General features: G+C 43.7%; 17 protein-coding genes and 2 tRNA genes. All 19 read right to left on the bottom strand.

Translation table 11 applies throughout. From position 1 onward, the window contains the following. Positions 1 to 160: 160 nt before the first annotated feature. Positions 161 to 1,246, bottom strand: coding sequence for a tryptophan--tRNA ligase (gene trpS / locus NNC77_RS03405; RefSeq protein ID WP_117695026.1), 1,086 nt, complete (start codon positions 1,244 to 1,246; stop codon positions 161 to 163). Between the two features lie 185 nt (positions 1,247 to 1,431). Then, entirely contained in the window at positions 1,432 to 2,577 is a 1,146-nt protein-coding gene (locus NNC77_RS03400; RefSeq protein WP_254969944.1) for an OmpA family protein, read from the bottom strand. A gap of 18 nt (positions 2,578 to 2,595) precedes the next feature. Next, on the bottom strand, positions 2,596 to 5,292 hold the full coding sequence (locus NNC77_RS03395; protein ID WP_254969946.1) for a hypothetical protein: 2,697 nt from the start codon (positions 5,290 to 5,292) through the stop codon (positions 2,596 to 2,598). 23 nt (positions 5,293 to 5,315) lie between these two features. Beyond that, the gene (locus tag NNC77_RS03390; RefSeq protein WP_117695021.1) at positions 5,316 to 5,816 is read right to left on the bottom strand and encodes a hypothetical protein; all 501 of its coding nucleotides are present in this window, start codon (positions 5,814 to 5,816) and stop codon (positions 5,316 to 5,318) included. 96 nt (positions 5,817 to 5,912) lie between these two features. Beyond that, entirely contained in the window at positions 5,913 to 9,464 is a 3,552-nt protein-coding gene (locus tag NNC77_RS03385; protein WP_254969947.1) for a PL29 family lyase N-terminal domain-containing protein, read from the bottom strand. A 111-nt stretch (positions 9,465 to 9,575) separates the two neighbouring features. Continuing rightward, positions 9,576 to 9,893, bottom strand: coding sequence for a hypothetical protein (locus NNC77_RS03380; RefSeq protein ID WP_254969948.1), 318 nt, complete (start codon positions 9,891 to 9,893; stop codon positions 9,576 to 9,578). A 280-nt stretch (positions 9,894 to 10,173) separates the two neighbouring features. Next, positions 10,174 to 10,470 (bottom strand): nucleotidyltransferase domain-containing protein, encoded by a 297-nt coding sequence (locus NNC77_RS03375; RefSeq protein WP_118066456.1) that lies wholly within the window; start codon positions 10,468 to 10,470, stop codon positions 10,174 to 10,176. Continuing rightward, complete coding sequence (locus tag NNC77_RS03370) at positions 10,449 to 10,838, bottom strand: HEPN domain-containing protein (protein WP_118066454.1); 390 nt, start codon at positions 10,836 to 10,838, stop codon at positions 10,449 to 10,451. Before NNC77_RS03370 ends, NNC77_RS03375 begins: the two co-directional genes overlap by 22 nt. Before the next feature lie 1,116 nt (positions 10,839 to 11,954). Next, positions 11,955 to 13,382: an asparagine--tRNA ligase gene (gene asnS, locus NNC77_RS03365; RefSeq protein ID WP_234564762.1), complete on the bottom strand. Its 1,428-nt coding sequence runs from the start codon at positions 13,380 to 13,382 to the stop codon at positions 11,955 to 11,957. A 66-nt stretch (positions 13,383 to 13,448) separates the two neighbouring features. Next, positions 13,449 to 14,879, bottom strand: coding sequence for a pseudouridine synthase (locus tag NNC77_RS03360; RefSeq protein ID WP_022121329.1), 1,431 nt, complete (start codon positions 14,877 to 14,879; stop codon positions 13,449 to 13,451). 94 nt (positions 14,880 to 14,973) lie between these two features. Beyond that, complete coding sequence (gene purB, locus NNC77_RS03355) at positions 14,974 to 16,320, bottom strand: adenylosuccinate lyase (protein WP_022121328.1); 1,347 nt, start codon at positions 16,318 to 16,320, stop codon at positions 14,974 to 14,976. 128 nt (positions 16,321 to 16,448) lie between these two features. Next, positions 16,449 to 16,523: transfer RNA gene (locus NNC77_RS03350), tRNA-Val, on the bottom strand. A 52-nt stretch (positions 16,524 to 16,575) separates the two neighbouring features. After that, positions 16,576 to 16,650 (bottom strand) — tRNA-Val (locus tag NNC77_RS03345). A 337-nt stretch (positions 16,651 to 16,987) separates the two neighbouring features. After that, a complete protein-coding gene (locus NNC77_RS03340; protein ID WP_234564761.1) occupies positions 16,988 to 18,160 on the bottom strand; it encodes an OmpA family protein in 1,173 nt (390 codons plus the stop codon). Positions 18,161 to 18,311: 151 nt separating this feature from the next. Next, the gene (gene mutL, locus NNC77_RS03335; RefSeq protein WP_117728564.1) at positions 18,312 to 20,183 is read right to left on the bottom strand and encodes a DNA mismatch repair endonuclease MutL; all 1,872 of its coding nucleotides are present in this window, start codon (positions 20,181 to 20,183) and stop codon (positions 18,312 to 18,314) included. Between the two features lie 42 nt (positions 20,184 to 20,225). Beyond that, positions 20,226 to 21,827: an OstA-like protein gene (locus NNC77_RS03330; protein ID WP_420377566.1), complete on the bottom strand. Its 1,602-nt coding sequence runs from the start codon at positions 21,825 to 21,827 to the stop codon at positions 20,226 to 20,228. A 50-nt stretch (positions 21,828 to 21,877) separates the two neighbouring features. Next, positions 21,878 to 23,332, bottom strand: a complete 1,455-nt coding sequence (locus tag NNC77_RS03325; RefSeq protein ID WP_117728560.1) for a peptidylprolyl isomerase — start codon at positions 23,330 to 23,332, stop codon at positions 21,878 to 21,880. Positions 23,333 to 23,351: 19 nt separating this feature from the next. Then, positions 23,352 to 24,338, bottom strand: coding sequence for a peptidylprolyl isomerase (locus NNC77_RS03320; protein ID WP_117728558.1), 987 nt, complete (start codon positions 24,336 to 24,338; stop codon positions 23,352 to 23,354). 14 nt (positions 24,339 to 24,352) lie between these two features. Then, a complete protein-coding gene (gene guaB, locus NNC77_RS03315; RefSeq protein ID WP_117728556.1) occupies positions 24,353 to 25,837 on the bottom strand; it encodes an IMP dehydrogenase in 1,485 nt (494 codons plus the stop codon). Positions 25,838 to 25,890 lie beyond the last annotated feature (53 nt).

The following is a 25,890-nucleotide window of genomic DNA, read 5'->3' as shown; positions in this document are numbered from 1 at the left end:
TTGCAAAAATAAGAAAAAAAAACGAGAACAAAGGATAAGAAAAGAAATTATTTTGTTTTTTGCGTTAAAAACATATCATAATAATATAAAAAAGACAAAAGTTACCAGCTGACGATAACTTTTGCCTTTTCACTTTATATTTCTATCTTTTACATCATCATCAAACCTTAAATTTCGCAGCCTGCTCCTCAATATAGGCAGCATCGCTGAAATAGTCGATACGCATAGCCTTGCGAACCTCATCCATGGTCTGGGCTGCAAACTCGCGGGCATCCTCGCTACCCTTCTTCAGGATATTGAATACCTCAGGAATATCTTGCTCAAACTCATGACGGCGGGCACGGATTGGGTCGAGCATCTTGTTGATGACGCTGTTCAGGAACTTCTTGCAGGTACCGTCACCGATACCACCCTTCACATACTGCTCCTTCAACTCATCCAAAGTCTTGAACTCTGGCCAGAATTCAGCGAAGTCCTCAGGAGTAGAGAATGCCTCGAGATAGGTGAACACGGCATTGCCCTCCAGATGTCCTGGCTCTTCCATGCTCATACGTGGCTCACCGTTAGACATCTTCTTCACCTTCTTCCAAACGGTCTTCTCATCGTCGCTCATGTAGATGCAGTTGCCGAGACTCTTACTCATCTTCTCCTTACCGTCAGTTCCTGGAAGACGACGGCAGCAGGCAATTTCTGGAAGCAGAATCTCCGGCTCTACCAATACAGGTGCATAAGTCTGGTTGAAACGGCGAACCAACTCGCGGGTTACCTCCAGCATAGGCTCCTGGTCCTCACCGGCAGGCACGGTTGTAGCCTTGAAAGCGGTGATGTCGGCAGCCTGACTCACAGGATAGCAGAAGAAACCGAGCGGAATGTTTGCCTCGAAGTTACGCATCTTGATCTCAGTCTTCACGGTTGGGTTACGCTGAACACGAGATACGCTGATGAGGTTCATCAGATAGGTAGTCAACTCTGCCAACTCTGGAATCATACTCTGGATATAGAGTGTACACTTCTGTGGGTCGAGGCCCGCAGAGAGATAGTCAAGAGCCACCTCTGTAATGTTCTGGCGAATCTTCTCAGGATTGTCGGCATTATCAGTCAAAGCCTGAACATCTGCCATGAAAACGAACATTCTGTCGAAGTCGCCAGCGTTCTGAAGTTGTACTCGGCGCTGCAGAGAGCCGATGTAATGACCCAGGTGAAGTTTACCTGTAGGACGGTCGCCCGTCAATATAATCTTTCCCATTTTCTTGCAATTTATTATTATTTTTGTGCAAAGGTACAACAAAATATTGAGAAACTGCAAGAAATGGTGAAAAAATAACAAAATGAGCGGGAGAAGGAAGGGATAGCTGAACGAAAAACGGGGCATCCTGAGGATGCCCCGCCACCAATTAAAATAATTGATTGTCGCATTATAAACTTACCGTACTACTTAGCGATCATGATCGTTACACGGTTCTTTGCGTTTTCTGCAAAAGGCTGCACACGTGCACCCTTAGATTTTTCTGTAATGCGCTCAGAAGGTATATTATATTTCTTTGTCAGCATCCAAACCACAGCTGCTGCTCGCTTGGCAGCGATGCGGTCGTTGATGACGTCATTGCCTGTACCCTTGTCAGCATAGCCGGTTACTACAACCTTTGCCTCTGTGTTCTTGTTCAGAAAGTCAACCACCTCACGGATCTTAGCATCCTCAGAAGGAGCAATCTTGTAAGAATTGATGGTGAAGAAGATGTCACGGCGAATCTCCTCTACCTTCTTCTCTACAGGAGCTGGCTTAGGCTCTGGCTTAGGAGCTACATATTCCTGCTTAGGAGCTGGTGCCGGAGCAGGTTCCTCTACCGGCTTAGCCTTCTTGGTATAGCTCTTGCCCAGGTTGATGCGTACACCTGCCAGTGCATTGAAGTACCAGTCAGGGTTATCTGCCTTCTTAGAGTTGTACTTGTCTGAAATCATGTTGGCATTGCCCTCGAGCATGATGCTCACAGCCTTGCTTACCTTGAATTCCAGGTCGATACCGGCTCTGCCGTATGGGCGAACCTTCTTTCCCTGCCAGAGATATTCCAGCAGATAGTTGCTCTGATTCTTGATGTTAGCAGCCAGGTCGTTTACCTCCTGGTTAGCTCCTGCCCAGTTGATACCACCACCAACGAAGGCAGTAGCGTTGAACACGCGGTTCGGGTTCCAGCCACAGAAGAGGTTAGAGAGGTTGAACATAAAGTCCACACCCGGAGCTACATATTTCCATTTGTAGCTGGCGGTATACGGAGTACCGTCCTTGGTAGCCTTGTATCCGTTCCATCCGCCCTTGCTCCAGATACCGTTTATCTGACCACGGAGTCCGAAAACAGGAGAGAACTGGTAGCCGATGGCACCCTGGAAGTTAGGAGAAAGCAGGTCTGAGAAGCTTGCCTCACCTAAAGTATATTGCCCACCAGCCTGAATATCCAGGAACCAGTGACGCTTAAACTGATATTCGTTTCCATCCTTGTCTGTGTAGGATGCTTGCGCCATAGCGGCTGTAGAGCCGATGGCTAACATGGCCGTTGCCATGAACAGTTTAATTGATTTCATAACTTTCTACATTAAATTTTATTTCTTTACGAATTTCTTTCCATTCACAATGTAGATACCAGAACGGTTCATCTGCTTTACCTTACGTCCCTGGACATCATAGATTACATTGTTCTTCTCAGTAGAATTCACAACATGTTCGATACCAGTAGCCTTATCATTGTCTACTTCGATTGTAATCGTCATTCTTGGGTTAGTATGACAATCACTGGCTTGGGTTGTGGTCTTGTCCTCAAGGAACTTTCCAAAGTTTGTATCTCCGAAGGTTCCCTGCAAAATTACTATAGCGTAAAGATCGGCTTTCAATTCACCTTCTCTTAGCGGTGTATCAAAGACTAACAGCAATGTCGGCGTTGTCGGATCTTCTGGATCTACATAGCTTTCAAAGTGTCCTGTACGAATCGTCTTGTTGTTGTCGTAAACTGCAAGTCTCACTTCTCTATCAGGATTAGCAACCAAGCCAACATAGTATCCAATGTTTTTAATCATAAATCCATTCAATGCAACATCCTTGACAAAACCTGATATATCAGGCAACATCTGGTATATTGAATAATCTGATTTAAGATTTGGATCTTCAGGAGAGCCGCCCTTTCCTATCGTAAAACTTTCCTTGATAGCTTGAGTCTTTACTTCCTTATTATTCTTTTCATAATGGAAGGTTCCTTCTGGGATTACCAGCTGATAGCTAGCCTTTGCCAGGTCAGTCAACGCAACAGTAAACTGATTGTCTTTTCCTGTTACCGGAGTAAAGGTAACGTCTTTCACACGCTCACCCTTCTCATTAGCAATATAGGTATCAGCATCACTCATTACTGTAACATGAGTCAACTCATCGAAAGAAAGAGTCAGGAGATCGGCATTGCTTCCTACTATTGCAGGTGTCAACTTGTAAGCTGTCTCTACGGTCTTGATAGCAGCAGCCGGTTTTTCAACCTCAACGAATGCGAAGGCACTGGTCAGACTGCTTTGCCAATATGGAGCAGCAACAGCTGCTTCTGTCTGATATTTCTTGTCTGCATGATTGCACAAAGCATAAGCAACGCTAGAGCTTCCCGTTACAGATGGATAAGATCCCTTGAATGAGAAAGTACCCAATGCTTTGTCTGCATCAAAGACATCACCCGATTCGAGTTGTACAGCAGAGCCATCCAGTTTGGCAATTGTAAGTTTGCTTACTTCTGCACCTGCATCAGCTGTCACTCCATTGACATTCAGCATATTGTCATCAGCATCACCCAAGGTGAAGACTCCACTATGGTCTAACGCCTCAAACGCAGAAGCTTCATCAATATTGTCTACTAACAGAACCTGATTGTCACTTACGGCAAGATACTTTCGTTCATTCTTCTTATTTACACTGGCTATCTTATACCACTTCTTGTTCTCTGGAAGAAGAACATCAGTTTCATTATAATAAGCATCAATAGCAGCCTTGAATTCTGCATCTGTTGATGCCTCATTCCCGACAACTTCGTTCAAAGCGACATAAGCGGCACTGGTAACCTTAGGATAGCCCACCGAATTATTCTGCAACAATTTCAGAGCTTTCAAATATGCGGCAGAACCGACAACAACATATTCTACATCAAAAGCCTTATTGTAGCGTTCCCATTCGGCATCGCCCTTCTTGTCGTTGCAAACTACATTAGCAGGCACAATAAGTTTATAAGTACCCATCTTTGAGATAGCACCTGCAGCGCCCTGTATTTCAAAATTAACTTTCGTATCAGATGCCTTGACAGCCTTTGCTGTCAGATAGTCGTTACCATCTTTCAGTAATTTCACGCTGGCAGCCTCATCTACATATCCAACCTTCTCTCCGAAGTCTACGGCAATAGTAAGAGGTAAAGTTTCAATGGTTCCCGCTGCAGGAGTAATCGAAACAGGACTAAAAGGAGCCTTGATGACAAAAGAGAATTTCATTTCCTTGTTCTCAAAGCCTTCCTTATCAACAAAACTCTTTGCAGGAACCGTAAGTATATATGTACCATTCTTTGCTATCTGGCTAGCAGCAGATAAGGTTACCACATTGTCTTTTACAGTAGCAGAAAGCATTTGGCTGCTCGTTCCATCAGAGAGTGTGATTTTGGATGCATCTTTAACCAGCATGTTGCGGTCGAATGTAAGATGCATGTTTTCAAAGTACTCTAAAACACTGCCATTCTCCAAATCACCCGTAGCTGTCAGAATGGTAGACGGCATGGTATAGAGTACCGTAATCTTTTTTAATTGAGCATTCGAAAAACTGTTTTTGTATATTAAGTCATGGATATCCTGCTTTTTATCATTAATCCATGTCTTGTACCCATCTTCCTGACTTCCTAATTCATCGTCTGTCACTCGAAGATCACCTACAGTACTACCTTCGGAGAAAGATACTCTGTCAAGACGTCCGATAACAGGTGCATGCACTTTCATCAAAGCCTGCTGACTGACTTTGAGATAATAGGAGATATCATGAATATAGATGTTAGTAAAGTTAACGATGGCTGTACCCAATCCCTGATTACCCCACTCAAAATCAATAGTAATGTCGCCATTAGAGAAAACATTATCAGTAACGGGAACTTCATTACTATTACCTTCAGGTGGAGTTATGGAAGGAGTAAGGCTGAGTGGCTGACTGAAATCAAATACAGCAGTGCGCTGTATCTGAGCCCAACCGGGTGCAGACACACAAGCCAGTAATATGACAAACAATGATTTCTTCATAATAGGTAAGTTTAAATGTTTTATTAGCGCATGTTCATATCTATTTCGTCAGTAGCCGTCTTTACACACAGTTTCCAAGTGCCGTCTACTTTCACCGGATTGAACATATAAGCTGTCTTTGCCGGTTCAGCGGTTCCAGCCTGTTTTGCCGTTGCAAAGGTAACATCATATTTCACATCATTGCAGCCTTGCAACTGGAATGAGTAATATACGCGTGTATAATCCAATACAGGGAACATCTTAAACTTGTTAAGATATCTTTGTCTTGTTTCTTCTGTGAGAGGTTTCACTTCTTGCGTAGAATCGGTATATTCATGCAAATTGGCAAGCACTGCGTTATAATCCTTTGCCTTGAGCTGCGCCATGGCATCATCACAAAGTTTCAACATAGCAGCCGTATCTTCTTCAGTCAATTCGCTTCTGAATTCATCAACCTGCTGTTCGCGACTTTTCTTTTTCTCACCGCATGAGCATAATGAGAAGACCAATATAGCCAAGAGAGAATATAATATAGTTTTTTTCATACCCGTCACATTTTTAAATAAAAAGAGGGTGCGCCGCTCTTTTAGGCACACCCTCTAATTAGAGCTTAATTATTAATTTTCTTTTCAATAAATGTCTTAATCACCAATTGTACCCTTGATAGTGAACTCAACCTTAGTAGTAAACTCACCCCACTCGTAAGCGATAGTGATAGGAACTCTTACCTTGAAGGTCTCTACGTTACCACCATTGTTGTAGTACCAGATAGTACCGAACTTAGCCTTATTAGCCTCCATAAAGGTTGCCAAAGCAGCATTCTGACTTTCAGAGTTGTAAGAAGTCAAATCGTTGGTGTAAGTTACCTTACCCTTAGTCTTAGAATCTGTAGCAACACCACTTATATTACCGCATCTGAGTTCAACCTGGCCACTAATCTGATCCATTGTAGTCCAATGACCGCCGCCAAGAGTTGTCTCAACGTTAGCAGGTGTAGTATCGATTGTGATAGACTTCACATTGTAGTAACCCCAGAACCAGAGGTGGTCACCCCACATATTACTCTGGTTAGCTACACAACCTGCCTCAGACTCTTCTTCAGTATTCCAACCACGCCAGTCGTACAACTTGAAGAGATCAAGAGCGTAGATAACGTTACCATTGGTGTTAGCATCGATACGTGGCTCTGTAGCAACATCAATCAAGTTGATTGGACGCTCCCAAGCTGTCAGGAAGATACCATCCTTAACAAACTCAGCTACACCACAAGTATTCTCAGTTACAACACCTACCCAAGAGCGGAGCTCCTTCTGGATATTAGCATTTGCTGGTGCATAACCAATCGCATTCAAGACAGCCTTTGTTGTTTCATTCTTTATCAATGTAATCTCACTAGTAGCAGGATCCAATGTTGCAATTTTAACATAAGAAGTACCCTTTACTGCATAGAGATCTTCATTCATGAATGCACCATCTGCGTAGTCAATAGCACAACCCTCAAGAGTTTCCTGCAACTTAGCCTTGCTGAATACGTGAGAGTCGCCAGTGATATACTTGCAGAACAACTTGTTCCACTTGGTATCAGCAGCACTGCTCTGTGGAGTGATTGTATAACCACCAACTACAACAGGCTCAGGAACGAAGTAATACTTGTGAGGACCTACTAACTTAGCAACATTACCCTTCAAAGTAGAAGTAACCTTGCGGCTAATACCTAAGATATCGTTACCATCTGTAGGCTCCTTAACATCGAAGATAACAGCTTCCTTACCATTTTCAGAACCATTAAGTCCCTTCCAATACTCAGGAATCAACTCACCGAATGTCTGGTTCTTATTGATACGTGACAAGTTGTAAGTCAACTTAACATAGATGTAAGGATACTTAGCCTTTGCATTACCAATGTAACGTACATAGCGAGTTACAGTAACAGGATTAACCTGATCATGAGTCAACTTCTCAAGATCTGCAGCAGTTAAGTGCCACTTGAAGACATGGTTAGTTGTACCCTCTGTATTAGCGAAGTACTCAATATTACCAAGATCATCAGCAGCGTCGTATGTACCACCCTTCTCAGGAGCAGCCTTGAACATCTTCAGATCCAAAGTATTATTACCAGCAGCATCAGAACCGTATATGCCCTTAGAATCAATAGTATACTGCTCATCGAAGTCCTTCTTTGTCATATTCTCAAGACCCTCTGTCAATACAGTTGCAGAGAACTGAGCCCATGTAGTCTTCAAATCATCAATATCATTGCAGAGATCGAACTTAGCATCCTTTGTCAACAAATCAATTGCCTTATTAGGAGCAACCTCTGGGTTCTGGCGTGTAATGTGAATCAAGATGTAACCATCCAAAACCACCTTATCACCACGCTTAACGAGTACCTGAACCAATGGCTCACGGTCGATAGAAGTAGCAGACTCAGAAGTTGGATTACCCTCTGCATCAACATTCCATGCACGGAGAATACCAGCGTCTTTGTTAACCCACTTAGCATAACGGCTATCAATTGTAGCGTTACCGTCTACCTTGTATTCAACGAGGTTGAACTGATAAGTCAAGCCCCAATCCTTACCTTCTTCTAATGACATCTCCTTCAGGTTAACACCAAGTTTATTAGGAGTACCAGGAGTAAACTGCTTAACATCCTCTACCAACATATGGAGTCCGAGGTAGCTTGCAATATCAATACCCTCTGCGCTGTTATAGTAAAGTTCGAGAGCTGCACCTGCTGGATCTGCCAAAGCCTCCTGAGGTGAGTCGTAAACGTGAACCTGAGCAGTAGCATCAGCAGCAGTTGTACCGAATGTATTAGCAGTAGGAATACCCTTTTCGTCACCCATACGGGTATTAGGCAGACCTAATCCAGCATAATGAGGTTTCAATCTCCAGTACAAAGCCTCGAGGTAAGCCTTCTGTGGTTGAATCAGAGCATAATCAGAAGTAACCTTGCCTTCAGCTACTGTACTTGCAGCAGTCTTAGCCTGCAAAGCAACGGTATTAGCTGTCTCATTCTTATCTTTAACAGTTGGGAATGGTTCCAACTTTTCAGGATGCTGAATCTTCAAACCTGCTGTAACAATACCATTAGAAGTATTGAAGAGAGCCTTACCTGCATCGTTCGTCTCTGGAGAAGTAATATCGCCAAGATCTGAAGCAGTAGCACGAGTATGATAATTCAAGATTGTTGGCTCAAGAAGATTGAAACCCACAATATCCTCGTATGCCATATCAGCATTTGATGGATTCATGTGATACTTAACACCCCAAGCAGGACCATAATTAAATTCTGTTGTAACCGCAGGAACTGGACGATTAGCCAATCTATCAGGCAAATAGTTATCGAGACCTGTGACAGTCTTAGCTGGAGAACCAGGGCCAGCAGTAAGCAAGCGGCTTTCACCTCCAAGTCCTGTTTTATGTGTCAAGTAATCACCATGCAAGTAGTCATAAGTCAAAGTCTCAATACCATCCAAGTAGAGATTTGGCATGAATACCAAGCCTGTCAAATCACCAGTAAGTGAAATAACGACCTTTTCACCAGAAATACCCTTAACACCTGTGAGGATTAAGTTTTGCTTATCCAAAGTAGCGGTGATAGAGTTTGGAGTTTCTGAAACAAACTTAACATCACTGCGTCTTACCTTCTTGCCATCCTTGTAGATATCGAAGTAACCAGATTCAGCATCAGGAACATAGTACTCATAAGATGCTGCGGATGCGCTTGTGCCTGCATCACCCTTGTCACCCTTGACGCCTTGATCACCCTTGTCACCCTTGACGCCTTGATCGCCCTTGTCACCCTTGACGCCTTGATCGCCCTTCTCGCCTTTCTCGCCCTGAGGACCACGAGCCAAGTTGTCTGTCTTTTTACCATTCTCATACCAGTAACCATCGGCACCGATAGTCCATGCAGTACCAGGAGCGCCATCCTTACCATTTGAAATAGTGACTGATTTTCCATCACTGAGCTTTACAGTAATACCATCACTAGTTTCTGTTACTCCGGTAACAAGACCACCACCCTTAATCAAATTCTGAATGGTCTCAATTGCTTTTGCATTAGAATCAATCTGCTGTTGCAAATTACTAATGTCATCGTCGTAATCTTTACAAGAAGTAAATGTGCTTACCGAGGCAATTGTCAATGCACCCATAAGCAGCGCGCTAAAATACTTTCTTTTCATACGGTAATAATTTATAAAGTTATACGATTTTCCTAGCCTTTCGGCAGGAAGTTATTAATTAATTCTCTATATCGAATTAAGAGTTCCGTTTGATGAAAAGAGTCTGCACTCTTAGAAAAGTTCTTCGTTCTCTTTCAAAGGTTCTCTTAGAAAAGTTATTTTATCGTTCTTATATATCGTGTGGCTTTTTATAACCACTAAGTTCTTATTGTTCTTATATGTCGTGGCTTTTTGTCGCCACTCAGTTCTTGTTGTATATGGAATATCTCCAGCCAGGAGATTTTTCATGTTGCAAATATAAGTATAATTTTCGAAACTTGCAAGTTTTTGAGCATTTTTTTTCAAAAAAAGGCTAATTTTCTTATGTTTTTTATAAAATAGCCCCCATATTGGGCTTCTAACCCGTCCATTTTCCCTGTTTTCCTCCATTTTTCCGATATAAAACCTACACCTTATTATATATAGGGGAGATTGGCGGTCCTACACCTTATTATATATAGGGACCATCTAGATACGAATGTATGAGTATCTACCAGGAATGTTGTTTTCTGCAGATTACCGAAAAAAATCCGTTTTTCTTTGGTATTATTCCCAAATAGTTGTATCTTTGCACAAAATTACAAGTAATACTGGAGATATGAAGCAAGATACTAAAAGATAAGCAACCCCCCATCCGGCTTGAGAAAGAAGGATGGGGGATTTCTGTATTTTATACTGCTATTCCATTACGCATTATATCATCATATAAGGGTGATGGTTTGCATTCTTCAATCAACACCGGTTCTATAGATGTATCTATATTAAGGGTGGCAAGCCATAATGAAGATGTAGTGTCCAGCCAGTCGCCATTAAGCTTAGGTATAACTACTGCTACATCAATATCACTATCTTTTCTTGCTTCATTTCTACTACAAGAACCATACAGATATACTTTCGCATTAGCAAGCAATGGAAGTATTGCTTCCTTGTAGCATTTTACTATCATTAAAGCATGTTCTCTATCCATTGTTTTAAAACTTTTGTTTTATTTATTAATGTTCTGCAATATTCTGGAGTCAATTTCTTCGCTAGCTCATCTTTGTAGGATGGGTATCTTGCCTCAATATTCATTGGCATTAATTCCGCAAGAAACTTTAGCTGTTCTGATGTCATTTTTGATACTAACCCGCAGCTTTGTGCCAACTTCAAGAGGTTATGGATGTATGGAACCTCGTCTGGTTTTATAGCACTCCAATACGACTTTATTGTTTTTTCTATAACCAAATGGCACATAAAGCCAACATATAGCCATCTTCCACCGTTGTACATAACCTCAGCGGTTTCGATGTCATAGTCTGCAAGTTCTTTCCAATATTTAACTTTATCTATTGCCATACTTTTCTTGTTTTTGTGCAAAAATAGACCAAATAATTAAGATTGCCAAATTTTTAGTGTTAAAAAGATTTTTTAGAATAAAAAAATCCGTAGAGCCGGATATGTCCTTTCCTCCGTTAGGCGTTCCGGCGGATCGCCTAACAGACTAGCGAATCGTATTATACCAAGCCGCCTCATTCTGATAACTCAAGTGCTTCATTCAGCTAACTGAGCTACTTCGTTCAGCCAACGCAGTCATATTATTCAGCCAACGAAATTGACTCTTCCACCCAACGAAGTCGAATCTTTAACCCAGCGCAGTCGAATCTTCCGCCCAGCGCAGTCGTATCTTAAACCCAACGCAGTCATATCTATCGGCTCAATGAAACGTATAAACTTGTTAAATGACGTACATGATTTCATCTACTTACTTAAACTGGCTGGCTGCCCATTACACCTTATCATATATACTGGCATTGATGTGAATATCGGAAAAGTATCAATGACGATGTGATAGACAGATACAACGATATGCTTATCGAAGCTATCAGTATATGAGAGGGAGGTAGAGTTATTCCGCCAACGATGCTGGAGAAATTACGTCACGACGTAGCTGTCACTGCGTCACGACGTAACAACAACTACGTCCCGACGCAGTGACAGCTACGTCGTGACGCAGTTTCAGGAGCATCCTGCCCATTATCAAGTAAGGCTCTTTTGAAGTTCGAAAGAGCCTTACTTGAATCAAAAATAAGCCTCACTTCCATTTTTGGTGATAAAAAGACGAAAAAAGGGCTTTATCGAACGCAAAAAATCTTGTTTTGTTCAGTCGATGCACCAAGCGTTCCAATGAACAGAAAAACAAAAAGCAGACAAGAAGCACCTGAATATCAGTTAATTATACCGTTTTTAGTGTGCCTAGGGTGTGGCAATAGGTGACAATAAGGTGACAATAGAAATAGGGTCTATTGCCACCATTAAACCATTGTATGCCAGTAAGTTAGCATGCGCGTGGCAAATGTGGCAATAAAATCGAGAGTAAACTGATGCAAGTAGCTGCGTTGGCCATCGCAAGTACTTGCGAAAAGCAATGAAGCCTGTTTCGAAGGACATCGAAACAGGCTTCATTTTTTTATTCTAGAATTCTGCGTTCTTTGGTGTACGTGGGAATGGAATCACGTCACGGATGTTCTGCATACCGGTTACGAAGAGAATCAGACGCTCGAAACCGAGGCCGAAACCTGCGTGTGGGCATGAACCATACTTACGGGTATCGAGATACCAGTTCATATCCTTCATAGGGATGTTGCGAGCCTCAATCTCACCCATCAGCTTGTCATAGCTCTCCTCACGGACAGAACCACCGATAATCTCACCAATCTGTGGGAACAGTACGTCGGTACCCTGAACGGTCTGACCGCTCTTGCCACCGAAACCACTCTCCTCCACGTCTATCTTCATATAGAATGCCTTGATAGCCTTAGGATAGTTGGTCATGATAACCGGGCGCTTGAAGTGCTCCTCTACGAGGAAGCGCTCATGCTCTGAAGCCAGGTCATCACCCCACTCGCATGGGAACTCAAACTTCTTACCGTTGGCAATAGCCTCCTGAAGGATGCGGATACCCTCGGTATATGGAAGATGAACGAAGTCGGAATTCAATACGCCTTCCAGACGGGCAATCAGACCCTTGTCTATCATCTTGTTCAAGAAAGCAAGATCGTCCTTGCAATGCTCAAGTGCCCAACGGATACAATACTTGATAAAGTCTTCCTCCAACTCCATCAAACCGTCCATATCCAGGAAAGCAACCTCTGGCTCTACCATCCAGAACTCAGCCAGGTGGCGAGGAGTATTACTGTTCTCTGCACGGAAGGTTGGACCGAAGGTATAGATGGCGCCGAGTGCTGTAGCACCGAGCTCACCCTCCAACTGACCGGAAACGGTCAATGAAGTCTGCTTGCCGAAGAAATCATCAGAATAGTCAATCTTGCCATCCTCGGTCTTCTTCAGGTTGTAGAGGTTCTTGGTAGTTACCTGGAACATCTGACCTGCACCCTCGCAGTCGCTGGCTGTGATGAGCGGAGTATTGAAATAGAAATATCCATGCTCATGGAAGTAAGTGTGGATAGCCATTGCCATGTTATGGCGGATACGCATCACGGCACCAAAGGTATTGGTACGGAGACGGAGGTGAGCATACTGACGCATGTATTCGAAGCTCTGTCCCTTCTTCTGCATAGGATAGTCGCTGCCGCAGAGACCGTAAATCTCGATGCTCTCGCACTGGATTTCAACACTCTGTCCGGCACCCTGGCTTTCTACCAGCGTACCTACGGCGCTGATACAAGCACCAGTAGTAATCTGACGGAGCTGATTCTCATCGACCTTTGATGGGTCGACTACTATCTGAATATTATTAATAGTAGAACCATCGTTAAGAGCGATAAAATCGACTGCTTTGCTACTACGATGGGTACGAACCCATCCCTTGACATTCACGATTGAGCCGTAGGCTGTACTCTTGAGCAAGTCTACAACTTTAGTTCTTTTTACTTTTTCCATTGTTAATTAATAGGTTAAAAAGGAGACTAAACAGATAGTCTCCTTTCTTATTATATCTTATTATCCTTATTCAAAAGCACCCATGCGGAGCATGTCTACCTCCTTCTCAGTAAGGAAGCGCCAGTCACCGCGACGGAGATTTTTCTTAGTCAAACCTGCGAACTGTACACGGTCGAGCTTGGTAACACGATAGCCGAGACTCTCGAAGATACGGCGCACGATACGGTTCTTGCCACTATGAATCTCGATGCCAACCTGTGCCTTGTCGCGATCATCAGCATACTCTACAGCATCTGCCTTGATCTCACCATCTTCCAGGGTGATACCCTCACGGATCTGATCCATATCGTGAGCTGTCAGGTTTTTATCGAGGTGAACGTGATAAACCTTCTTCTTCAGGAACTTAGGGTGAGTAAGCTTAGAAGCCAGGTCACCATCGTTGGTCAAGAGAAGTACACCTGTTGTATTACGGTCGAGACGGCCTACAGGATAGATACGCTCAGGACAAACATCCTTTACGAGATCCATCACAGTCTTGCGCTGCTGAGGATCATCGCTGGTTGTAACATAATCCTTTGGCTTGTTGAGCAATACGTATACCTTCTTCTCCAAAGTTACAGGAGCGTCGTGGAACTTCACCTCATCGGTACGAAGAATCTTGGTACCCAACTCGGTAACAACCTCACCATTGACAGTTACCAGACCAGCCTGGATGAACTCATCAGCCTCACGGCGAGAGCATACACCAGCATTGGCGAGGAACTTGTTCAAACGCAATGGCTCTGTTGGGTCGATGTTTTCCTCCTTATATTCGATACGCTTCTTCATGCTATACTTAGCATTTGGATCGTAACCAGGAGTGTGCTGACGGAAACCGCCACCACGGTTGTTGCCATAGCCACCACCCTGTGGACGGCCATAACCGCCACGGTTGTTGCCATAACCACCCTGCTGAGGACGACCATAGCCGCCACCACGGTTGTTGCCATAGCCGCCACCCTGTGGACGACCATAACCACCACGGTTGTTGCCATAACCACCCTGCTGAGAACGAGACTGGTAGCCGCCCTGCTGACGTGGCTGATAGCCACCCTGCTGACGAGGCTGATAACCACCCTGCTCATCATTATTGTTGTAACGAGGACGATAGCCACCCTGCTGAGGACGAGACTGATAGCCTCCCTGCTGACGTGGCTGGTAGCCACCACGGTTGCTGTTGCCATAACCACCACGGCTCTGATAGCTGCTGCGCTGTGGACGCTCGCTGCTGCCTGTACTCTGCAAGCCAGCACCGAAACCTTCAGGACGGAAACCGCCTTCGCTGTTACTGCTACTTCTGTCGCTGCTGTATGCGCGATGTGAATTGATACGAGGACGCTGTGTGCGACCTACTGGTCGATAACTCTTCTGATAACCACCTGCTGGGTTGTAGCCCTCACGGGTTCTCTCATTCTCAGAAGACTGATCTTGAGGTTTGTTTTCAAATTCTGAATCCATTTTCTTAAAATACTTAATAGCCTCACGGCTGGGTTAATAAATCTAATTTTTACGTTTATATATGTACTAAAACTACAAAATTCCTTTGTGTATATTAGATACCTGTATAATTGCTTGGTGTGATTGCCATCAGTTCTGCCTTAACACTATCACTCACATTCAATCCCTGGATAAACTCATGAATAGTTTCCTCAGTCATGTGCTGGTTGGTACGTGTCAACGCCTTCAATGCCTCGTAAGGATGTGGATATGCCTCACGGCGAAGGATAGTCTGGATAGCCTCAGCTACAACTGCCCATGTATTATTCAAATCTTCCTGCAGTTTCTCCTCGTGAAGAATCAGTTTACGCAAGCCCTTCAATGTACTCTGGATAGCAATGACGCTATGACCGAGAGGCACACCGATGTTACGGAGTACGGTACTGTCAGTAAGGTCGCGCTGCAAGCGGCTAACCGGAAGTTTCTGTGCCAGGAACTGAAGAATGGCATTGGCTATGCCCAGGTTACCTTCACTGTTCTCATAATCGATAGGATTTACCTTGTGAGGCATCGCACTTGAGCCTACCTCACCTGCCTTGATCTTCTGCTTGAAGTAATCCATAGAGATATACATCCAGAAGTCACGGTCTAAGTCGATGATAATGGTGTTGATACGACGGATGGCGTCAAAGATAGCGCCAAGGTAGTCATAGTTACTGATCTGTGTGGTATACTGCTCGCGTTCCAAACCGAGTTTCTCACTGACAAACTTGTTACCGAATGCTTTCCAGTCATACTGTGGATAAGCTACATGGTGAGCATTGTAGTTACCGGTAGCACCACCGAACTTAGCTGTAATCTTGCAAGCCTTGAGCGAATTAAGCTGCTCGGTAAGACGGTAAACATAAACCATGATTTCCTTGCCCAGGCGGGTAGGTGAAGCAGGCTGTCCGTGAGTCTTAGCCAGCATAGGCACATCCTTCCACTCATCAGCATAAGTCTGGAGCTGTGCAATCAGCTCTTCAACCTGCGGATAGAAGCACTCTTCCAAAGCCTCTTTTACAGAGAGAGGCACACTTGTGTTGTTGATATCCTGAGATGTCAAACCAAAATGGATAAACTCCTTGTAAGCATCCAAGCCTCCGATCTTATCGAATTCTTCCTTGATAAAATACTCTACAGCCTTTACATCGTGATTGGTAATCTTCTCGATGTCTTTTACGCGCTGTGCTTCATTTTCGTCAAAATTACGATAAATGTCACGCAGACGTTCGAACAGCGACTTGTCGAAAGAAGCAAGCTGTGGCAAAGGTAACTCGCATAGAGTAATGAAGTATTCAATCTCTACGCGTACACGATAACGAATGAGAGCATACTCTGAGAAGTAGTTAGCGAGCTGCTCTGTTTTTCCCCTATAACGACCATCAATTGGTGATATGGCAGTCAATAAATCTAAATTCATAACAATACGTATTATATATAGGGTGCAAAATTAATGAATTATCGTGAGAAAACAGAGAAAATAGTGATAAAATAATTTAAAAGCATAAAAAAAGGTCTCTCAACATTGTTGAAAGACCTTCACCATTGTGGGCGTTGACGGATTCGAACCGCCGACCCTCTGCTTGTAAGGCAGATGCTCTAAACCAGCTGAGCTAAACGCCCTCTAAAAAAAAGTCCCTGCAACCACTTAAGTGAATCACAGGGAACACCCCCGTGGGCGCTGACGGATTCGAACCGCCGACCCTCTGCTTGTAAGGCAGATGCTCTAAACCAGCTGAGCTAAGCGCCCTTACTTTTCGTAAGCGGTTGCAAAGGTACGACTATTTTTTGGTTCCACCAAATTTTTCAGCAACTTTTTTCGTTTTTTCTTCAAAAAAGTGCATTTTCTGGTGTTTCTCCTCAATTTTCAGGGTAAAAACGGTCAGTTTTTGCATTTCAATTGCCAAAAACAGCCAACCAAGAGAAAGTACTTACGATGGGACTGCAAAACCTCATTCAACCCCAAAAGGTACTTATTGAGAAAGAAAAGTTCTTTTTTAAGAAATTCAAAGAAACAAAAAAGGCATTCTTCACGAGGAAGAATGCCCTATTCTATTTTTATACCTTATATTATATATACTGTATAATTACTCACCAACCTGAACAGTTGCACGACGGTTGTAAGAAGCAGGAGTCAAATCCTTAACACCACCGTTAGCCTTAACTACGATGTTCTCCTTAGCAACACCCAACTTAACGAGCTCATCAGCTACCTTCTCAGCACGAGCCTTAGAGATCTTCTGGTTAACAGCTGCAGAACCAGTAGCGCTGTCAGCATAACCGTTAACTACCAACTTAGCGTTGTTGTCCTTAGCGTACTGAGCGAGAGCCTGTACGTTTACGAGATCCTTCTTAGAAGCAACCTTAGACTTGCCGATGTTGAAGAATACAGAAACTGGAGTAGCAACATACTCCTTAACTGCCTTATCCTCTACAGACTTCTGGTTGTTCAAGAGATTCTTCAAACGGTCGTTCTCTGCATTAGCATCGTTCAACTTAGCATTGATAGCGTCGAGTTCTGACTGATGAAGAGCGTTGATAGCGTCAACATCTGGAACCTTGTTCCAAGTAGCCTTACCCAAGTTGTATGTAACACCGACCTCAACATTCAAAGAACGGTCGTGTCTTGCAATCACCTTGTCGATAGAGCGAGATGTGCTAGGCTTAGCACCTGCCAATACACCTGTGTAACCATCATAGTCGCTAGCACCTAATGCATAGTTTACATCGAGGTTGACAGCCCACTTCTTATTGATCTTGAACTCGTTCAAGATACCAACACCAACTACAGGAGCATAGCAGTTAGCGCTCATGTTACGGTTAATACCAAAACCTGCGTAAGGGATGCAATCCCAAAGACGAGCCTCGTTGTAACCACACAACATATTGCTAACATTGAACAAAACCTGCTCATTCAAAGTCCAATACTTATTTGCATTTGTTGACTTATTCTCAGAAACTACTGTACGGCCCCAAGCGCCATTGAGCTTGGTACGGAGACCGAGACCTGGTGTGAACCACTTACCTACTGCAACAGAGAAGCCGAGATTGTTTCTGAAACCCTTGAGTGGGCTCTTAGAGAAACCATTACCCTCTTCCTGGTTGCCCCAGAATGCAGAACCAGCAACGTTTGCCTGAACAAACCAATTGCTCCAGAAAGAATTTGTTGCAACGCTATACTTCTCAGTAGTTGCTGCATCCTGAGCCATACTGCCCATTGTTACGCTAGCCAATGCTAGCACTGCTAATAACTTTTTCATAACTTTATAATTTAAAAATCAATTTATATATATATATACCTTCTGAATGACGGAGCAAAGATAATACTATTTTTTGAAATAACCTTCATTTTCTAAAAAAAATAGCATTTTTCGTTAACTTTTTTAAGAAAAACGGGATTTTTCCTCGCTTTTAACCTAAAAGATGCTCAATTTCCTGCTGACGGAGGATACAAAGTACCGACTTTCCGTCGGGCGTATAATTGACATTCTGGCAGGCAAAAAGATCATTCACCAGCCCCTCCATCTCTTCATTACTCAATATCTGCCCTTGAGGTATTGCAGCCTGGCGAGCCAGACTCAAAGCCAAAGTCTGATTGATTTCATCAATGGCTGATACGCCCTTTTCTACTGCAGAAGAAACCATGTCCTGTACCAGTTTAAGAGGATTCAATCCTTCAAGTCCGCCAGGAACTGAATTTACGGCATAGCTTCCGCCTCCAAGATCTTCCAGTTCAAAGCCCATCGATTCCATTTCAGGCAGGATCTTTTCAAAGATTACCTTCTCTGACATCGGGAACTGCACAACCTCAGGAAAGAGGACTTTCTGTGAATGAAAGGTCCGGTCAGCCAACTGGCGCAAATACTGTTCGAACAAGACACGCACATGGGCGCGATGCTGGTCGATAATCATCAATCCCGATTTTACCGCAGTCATGATATACTTACCTTTATACTGATAATGGGCTGGCGATTTCTCTGCAATGATACTGTCTGGCGTATTATCCTGACTAGAATCATCGGAAAACACCATGGTCTGCTCCATCCCCTGCACATCATCCTGATCTTTGAGTCCTTCATAAAGCTGTTCCCATTTTTCATCCACCTGAGGCTTTGACTTAGGAACAGAGAAACTAGCTCCCATAGGGACAGCTCCTGTGGAAGAGGAAGACTTGAACGGATTATAACCAGGATTCAAACTGATCTTCGGTGCCGTAGCAGCCGTACTCATCTCTGGATTATAAACAGGGATGTCCGGTTTATCCTCGGTATCGAAATCAATGGTAGGTACATCATTGAACATACCGATGGACTCCTTGACCGAAGCCGAGAGGATTTGCCAGATAGCCTGCTCATTCTCGAATTTGATTTCAGTCTTCGTAGGATGTATATTCACATCAATATCCTTCGGATCTACATCAAAATACAGAAAGTAAGGCACCTGTTCACCCTGAGGAACCAGACGGTCATAAGCTGCCATCACAGCCTTATTGAAATAAGGATGTTTCATGTATCTCCCGTTGACAAAGAAGAACTGATGCACACCTTTCTTTCTGGCAGATTCCGGTTTGCCCACAAATCCAGAAACCTTACACATAGTGGTTTCTACATTTACCGGCAGGAGTTCCTGATTGAAACGCTTGCCGAAGACATCGAGAATGCGCTGACGCAAATTAGCGGCACGCAAATTGAATACTTCGGTACCATTGCTATGTAAAGTAAAGGTGATTTGAGGATTTACCAATGCAATCCGCTCGAAAGCCGTCAGAATATTGTTCAACTCTGTAGAATTGGACTTCAGGAACTTTCTTCGCGCGGGTACATTATAAAAGATATTGCTGACAGAGAAGATGCTTCCCACAGCACAGGAGCATGGCTCCTGTTTCTCATATCGGGAACCAGAAATCTGTATCAGGGTTCCTATCTCGTCGGTAGCCTGTCGTGACTTCAGTTCTACCTGAGCCACAGCAGCTATTGACGCCAAAGCTTCGCCACGGAAGCCCATGGTGCGAAGAGCAAACAAATCATCAGCCTTACGGATTTTGGAAGTAGAATGACGTTCGAAAGCCAAACGAGCATCGGTTTCAGACATACCTTTTCCATCATCTATCACCTGGATGTTGGTACGGCCAGCATCGGTAACTGTGACATGGATATTCCTGGCACCCGCATCGACTGCATTTTCGACCAGCTCCTTGATAACTGAAGCCGGACGCTGTATAACCTCACCTGCTGCTATCTGATTGGCAACAGAATCGGGTAAAAGTTGAATAATATCACTCATCTCAAAATATTAATCATATAAGAAAATGATGCTTCATTATAATCAGTCAGTCAGTTTCTGAAGTGGAGCTTCATGACGCTTAATGTTCTTGAGTTCGGAGCCCTTGGATTTACCACGCCATACAAAGATATCATTCTTATCTTTAGGACGCAAGTCCTCGAACCAGGCAAAATTGTTGAGTTTATATTTTGCCGGCGGAATCTGCGTCATAGGATACATGGTAGACGTAAACTTATTGGTCCAGATTTTCTCCATCTTCCTGCCCGGTCCCATATACATGCGCATGGTATCGGTCTCCAGATAATTCAAGCCTATGAGCGAACTGTCCTTATCATCCGTCATATAATAGATGGTCTGCACATTACCGATAGACTCTCCTTGTTTAATTTCACCTTTTTCAAAGTAAGATTTCATCTCAGAAGAACTGATCTGATTGAAATGAACACTATCCGGCATCTGCTCTACAGACAGCGCCTGTCCGATGACATGGGCAAAACGAACGGTAGAGTCGTTCATGAAGACCAGAATCTTCTCGCCCAGCAACTGACGGTTTCCATTCCAGACGATAGGATCCTTATACATGGTCATGCAGGAATCCTGAGAATTGAAAACCAGGGAATCGCAGATGGCCTGCATATCCAGGCGATAGGCACGGACCTTAGGATAAGCATGCACCTTACGGTATACCGAATCGGTATTGATATGGAAGGTATTGATACGCATGGTATCAGAATGAACCCAAAGGGTATCTTTCTGCGAATAGTCGATCGCTACAGGATTGCGGGTGGCAAAGCCATTACCGGTTTTCTCGTTGTAACGCAGATAATTGCAAGTCAGGGAATTTTTATTTTTCTTGTCTACATAAACCACATTGCCATATCCGGTACTCTCCCCATCCTTTACATAATAGAGCGTATCACCCGTAAGTGTCTTGTCTTTATCTATAACCGTAGAACGGCCGTAAAGCTGTGCTCTATCGGTCTTGGTATCATAATATCCGTCTTCTGTCTTGACAACACTTGCACCGGAAACAATCTTAGAAGGTCCTACCATGTGAGCCTTTGACTTACGGACATCGTAATACAAAGTATCGGTGGTAACAACATCCTTGCCGCTGCGCAACTTGACATTATAGACAAACTTAGCCTCACGCGTTTCGGTATGATACTCACCCCAATCGGCAACCAGCTTATCCTTACCATCAATCAGCGTTCCGCCGTCAAAGAAGTTTGCCATATTATACAAGCGGTCGAAATCCAAGCTATCAGTACGCAAAGTCTGCCGACGATGATGCAAGACCACATTCTTGCGTGCTCTCATCATCTGCATCTGCCCATCATACTCTGCTCTATTACAAGTGAGTGACAAGGTGTCTCCCTGCCGGTAATGAACATGTCCGAAAGCTTTCACGGAATTAGAAGCCTGATAGAAATACGCGCTGTCACAGGTAAGATGACTGCCCTGATGCAAGAAAGAGACCTTACCTTTCAATATTTGGGCATCAGGATTATTACCGAACATATCATAGTACAATTCATCTGCATGCAAAAGATATACGCGGTCACCATGAGGGCGTTTTCTGGCATGCTTCTTTGGAGCCTGCATGGCTTGCATCAGACAAAACCCAAATAGGCATAGAACCATAACCGATATGATTCTATGCCCTCTGATATGATTATTTAATCTTTTATTTATCATTTAATCCAACCTTGATATTCAAACTTACAATCCTTATAGCGATCGTTCATACGAACATAAGTCTGCTTGATTTTATTGACTACCCAATCGTGCAAGGTCTGGGCACGCTCCTTAGCCAACACAACATCCTTCATCACCTGAAAATCTTCGGTAATAGTAGCTCTATGTCCGTCAACACGGCTTACCAGTTTTACCAAAGCACAAGTGGTTTTACCCTTGGAATTCACCATCGTGAAAGGTGCAGAAACCTCACCTACCTTCATTGTATCTACCATACGGGCAACCTCGGTAGGTAGATCCTTCATCTGGAAGCGGGAAGTTCTTGACTGGTCAGGAGTAACATTGGCCATCAAACCCTTGTTGTTGCGGGTATCCTTATCATCAGACAATGCTTCAACAGCCTGCTCAAAGGTAAACTTAGCGGCACGGATATCATTACCGATAGAATCCAGACGGCCGATAGACTTATCAATAGCATCCTGAGAAACCTGAGGCTTGAGCAGGATATGGCGACACTTAATCTTATCACCACGCTTATCAATCAACTGGATGATATGATAACCAAACTCAGACTCAACAATCTTTGAGATTTTCTTAGGATCGGTAAGATTGAATGCTACATTTGCAAACGCAGGATCCAACATACCTCTACCGATATAATCCATCTCGCCACCCATACGGGCTGAACCCGGATCCTCAGAATAAAGACGAGCCAAAGTAGCAAAAGAAGTCTCACCCTTATTCACACGGTCAGTAAACTCACGCAACTGATTTTTCACACGGTTAATCTCCTCAAGAGGAATACGTGGCTGCATGGTAAGAATCTCAACCTCTACCTCTGTAGGAACAAAAGGGATACTGTCGGCAGGTAAATCCTTAAAGTATTTACGTACCTGAGCTGGAGACACCTTGATATCCTTCACCAGTTCCTGCTTCATCTTCTGAATCAGCTGTTGGTTTTTGAAATCATCATGCATCTGCTGGCGCATCTGGGTGATACTTTGCTTGCGATACTCCTCCAGTTTTTCACGAGAACCAATCATGGAAACCCAACTGTTGATCTGTTCGTCGATACCATTCATGACTTCTGACTCAGATACTTCGATACTATCGATAGCTGCCTGATGGAGAAACAGTTTCTGAACGGCAATCTGCTCAGGAATAGAACAGTCTGGGTCACCAGTATATTTAATACCTTCAGCCTCTGCCTGCAAACGGGTTACCTCGACGTCTGACTTCAGGATAGCCTCATCGCCGACAACCCAAATTACCTCATCAACCACACTACCCTCATTGATTTTCTGAGAATCGGCAGCAGCTTGTTGCTTGATATTTGCAGAATCAGCCTCATGAGCCAAAGCACTACGGCTTGCTCTTGTTGCACTAGCACTTATTCCTACTATCATCAGCAGGGCTATAAATGCCATTGTCATTTTATATCCAGTATTCATGTATTGTTTCTATAATATATTAATGTATATTGAAAGTGGTCAACATGCTATGGAAAACCACCACTTTATATTTCTTCCTCAATTGTGCGACCCATTGTTTCTCTAACGAGTCTTGATAGTCAGCAAGTACCACATCCGGGTATTCGCCATTCCGGGGCAGATTAACCTTCATCTTCTTCAGGCGCTTCATTTCCCATTTGTATTTTTTCTTATTCTTGGCATAGAAGGCAGCCAGACCTTTTCTATCAGCAGCAGCCTTATCCCAAATATTACGCTGGCAGATTTCATTCAGCAAAAGGTTTTCTACTTCCTCCTGCTGCTGGTAGGTTCCCCGCCAATTTTCTACCTTAGCATCAGCAACATATTTTTTCTGATTACCATCATCATGTTTATCCAGCAACTTGACGATATGATAACCAAACTCAGACATAAACGGTCTACTAATCTCACCCTTTCGCAGAGAGAAAGCTACTTTTTCAAAAGCCTGCACAGTCTGACCTTTTGTAAACCATGCCAAAGTCCCCCCATTGACCGCAGACCCTTTATCATCAGAACACTTTTTTGCCAGGTCAGCAAAATCTGCACCTTTGCAAAGAGCCTGATAAATAGAATCGATTCTTCTTTCCACCACTTCCTGTTCCTGGTAAGATGCTTTCTGTCCCAATCTCAAGAGGATATGTGCAACATGAACACTGCCTTTATCGGGCATCAACTCGCATGACTCGACATCATCATATCGTTTCAACACACGCCTGATATTAGGCAAAGTATCGAGATGAGCATCCTTAGCAGCTTGCACTTTCAGCTTATAATCAACAAAGCCATCGGTAAACACCTTGACACTTTTAGAATCAACCGTATTTCCCAAATGATTTTTCTGATAAAAGTACTCAAATTCCGACTTCTTGACAGATTGACCATCAATAATCATAACAATTGGGTCGGTATGAGCAAAAGCAATGCTCCCCGAAAGGAGCATTGCCGCTATAAGTGCATAAAACTTCATATTTCCTAATTATATTATTCAGGACGGCTATAGTTAGGAGCCTCACTAGTGATAGTGATATCATGTGGATGACTCTCCAACACACCTGCATTTGTGATACGAGCGAACTTGGCATTGTGCAAGTTCTCGATGGTAGCAGCACCACAATATCCCATACCAGAACGCAAACCACCAATCAGCTGGTAGATGACCTCCTGGACAGTTCCCTTGTAAGGCACACGACCAGCGATACCCTCTGGAACCAATTTCTTGGCATCCTTGGTATCACCCTGGAAGTAACGGTCCTTAGAACCATTCTTCTGCTCCATAGCCTCCAAAGAACCCATACCACGATAGCTCTTAAACTTACGGCCATTGAAGATAATGGTATCACCAGGACTCTCCTCAGTACCAGCAACCAAAGAACCGATCATAACGCAGCTACCACCGGCAGCCAAAGCCTTCACAACATCACCTGAGTAACGAAGACCGCCATCAGCTATCAAAGGCACACCAGTACCCTTAAGAGCAGAATATACATCATAAACAGCACTCAACTGTGGTACGCCAACACCGGCAACCACACGAGTAGTACAGATAGAACCAGGACCGATACCTACCTTAACACCATCAGCACCATTCTCTACCAAATACTTGGCAGCCTCACCAGTAGCCACATTACCTACCACAACATCAACCTGTGGGAAGGCAGCCTTAACTTGCTTGAGTTTCTCAATTACACCCTTAGAGTGACCATGAGCAGTATCGATAACGATAGCATCAGCACCAGCCTCAACCAAAGCCTTGGCACGATCCAATGTATCTACAGTAACACCCACACCGGCAGCCACACGAAGACGTCCCTTGGCATCCTTGCAAGCCATAGGTTTGTCCTTAGCCTTTGTGATGTCCTTGTAAGTAATCAAACCTACCAGGTGATTTTCGTTGTCAACTACAGGGAGTTTCTCAATCTTATTCTCCTGCAGGATGGCAGCAGCAGCAACCAAGTCGGTCTGGATGTGAGTGGTAACCAAATTCTCGCTAGTCATTACCTCATCAATCTTCTTGTCCATGTGGCGCTCAAAACGAAGATCACGGTTGGTAACAATACCTACAAGATGATTTTCATCATCTACCACAGGAATACCACCGATATGATAATCATGCATCATATCAAGAGCATCCTTCACTGTACTGCCACGACGGATGGTGACAGGGTCATAAATCATACCATTCTCAGCACGCTTCACAATAGCAACCTGACGAGCTTGCTCCTCAATGGTCATGTTCTTGTGAATTACACCGATACCACCTTCACGAGCGATAGCTATCGCCATTGAAGCCTCGGTAACGGTGTCCATCGCTGCTGTAACGAATGGAACGTTCAACTCGATGTTACGAGAGAACTTGGTTTTCAACTCTACCTGTTTTGGTAGTACCTCTGAATACGCAGGGATAAGAAGGACGTCGTCGTAAGTGAGACCGTCCATTACAATTTTATCTGCAACAAATGATGACATATTGTAACCTTTAAAAATTTATTGCGTGCAAATTTAGCAATAATTTCTCAGAT

Origin of the sequence: Segatella copri (genome assembly GCF_024330485.1) — a bacterium.
Lineage (GTDB): Bacteria > Bacteroidota > Bacteroidia > Bacteroidales > Bacteroidaceae > Prevotella > Prevotella copri_L.
Note: the sequence above shows the minus strand (reverse complement) of the source record. Positions and strands in the feature narration are given on the sequence as shown.

What these genes read in the sequence shown, in the direction of transcription:
- trpS (WP_117695026.1), bottom strand. Translation starts at nt 1,246, where the DNA reads ATGGGAAAGATTATATTGACGGGCGACCGTCCTACAGGTAAACTTCAC.
- NNC77_RS03400 (WP_254969944.1), bottom strand. Translation starts at nt 2,577, where the DNA reads ATGAAATCAATTAAACTGTTCATGGCAACGGCCATGTTAGCCATCGGC.
- NNC77_RS03395 (WP_254969946.1), bottom strand. Translation starts at nt 5,292, where the DNA reads ATGAAGAAATCATTGTTTGTCATATTACTGGCTTGTGTGTCTGCACCC.
- NNC77_RS03390 (WP_117695021.1), bottom strand. Translation starts at nt 5,816, where the DNA reads ATGAAAAAAACTATATTATATTCTCTCTTGGCTATATTGGTCTTCTCA.
- NNC77_RS03385 (WP_254969947.1), bottom strand. Translation starts at nt 9,464, where the DNA reads ATGAAAAGAAAGTATTTTAGCGCGCTGCTTATGGGTGCATTGACAATT.
- NNC77_RS03380 (WP_254969948.1), bottom strand. Translation starts at nt 9,893, where the DNA reads ATGGAGGAAAACAGGGAAAATGGACGGGTTAGAAGCCCAATATGGGGG.
- NNC77_RS03375 (WP_118066456.1), bottom strand. Translation starts at nt 10,470, where the DNA reads ATGGATAGAGAACATGCTTTAATGATAGTAAAATGCTACAAGGAAGCA.
- NNC77_RS03370 (WP_118066454.1), bottom strand. Translation starts at nt 10,838, where the DNA reads ATGGCAATAGATAAAGTTAAATATTGGAAAGAACTTGCAGACTATGAC.
- asnS (WP_234564762.1), bottom strand. Translation starts at nt 13,382, where the DNA reads ATGGAAAAAGTAAAAAGAACTAAAGTTGTAGACTTGCTCAAGAGTACA.
- NNC77_RS03360 (WP_022121329.1), bottom strand. Translation starts at nt 14,879, where the DNA reads ATGGATTCAGAATTTGAAAACAAACCTCAAGATCAGTCTTCTGAGAAT.
- purB (WP_022121328.1), bottom strand. Translation starts at nt 16,320, where the DNA reads ATGAATTTAGATTTATTGACTGCCATATCACCAATTGATGGTCGTTAT.
- NNC77_RS03340 (WP_234564761.1), bottom strand. Translation starts at nt 18,160, where the DNA reads ATGAAAAAGTTATTAGCAGTGCTAGCATTGGCTAGCGTAACAATGGGC.
- mutL (WP_117728564.1), bottom strand. Translation starts at nt 20,183, where the DNA reads ATGAGTGATATTATTCAACTTTTACCCGATTCTGTTGCCAATCAGATA.
- NNC77_RS03330 (WP_420377566.1), bottom strand. Translation starts at nt 21,827, where the DNA reads ATGGTTCTATGCCTATTTGGGTTTTGTCTGATGCAAGCCATGCAGGCT.
- NNC77_RS03325 (WP_117728560.1), bottom strand. Translation starts at nt 23,332, where the DNA reads ATGAATACTGGATATAAAATGACAATGGCATTTATAGCCCTGCTGATG.
- NNC77_RS03320 (WP_117728558.1), bottom strand. Translation starts at nt 24,338, where the DNA reads ATGAAGTTTTATGCACTTATAGCGGCAATGCTCCTTTCGGGGAGCATT.
- guaB (WP_117728556.1), bottom strand. Translation starts at nt 25,837, where the DNA reads ATGTCATCATTTGTTGCAGATAAAATTGTAATGGACGGTCTCACTTAC.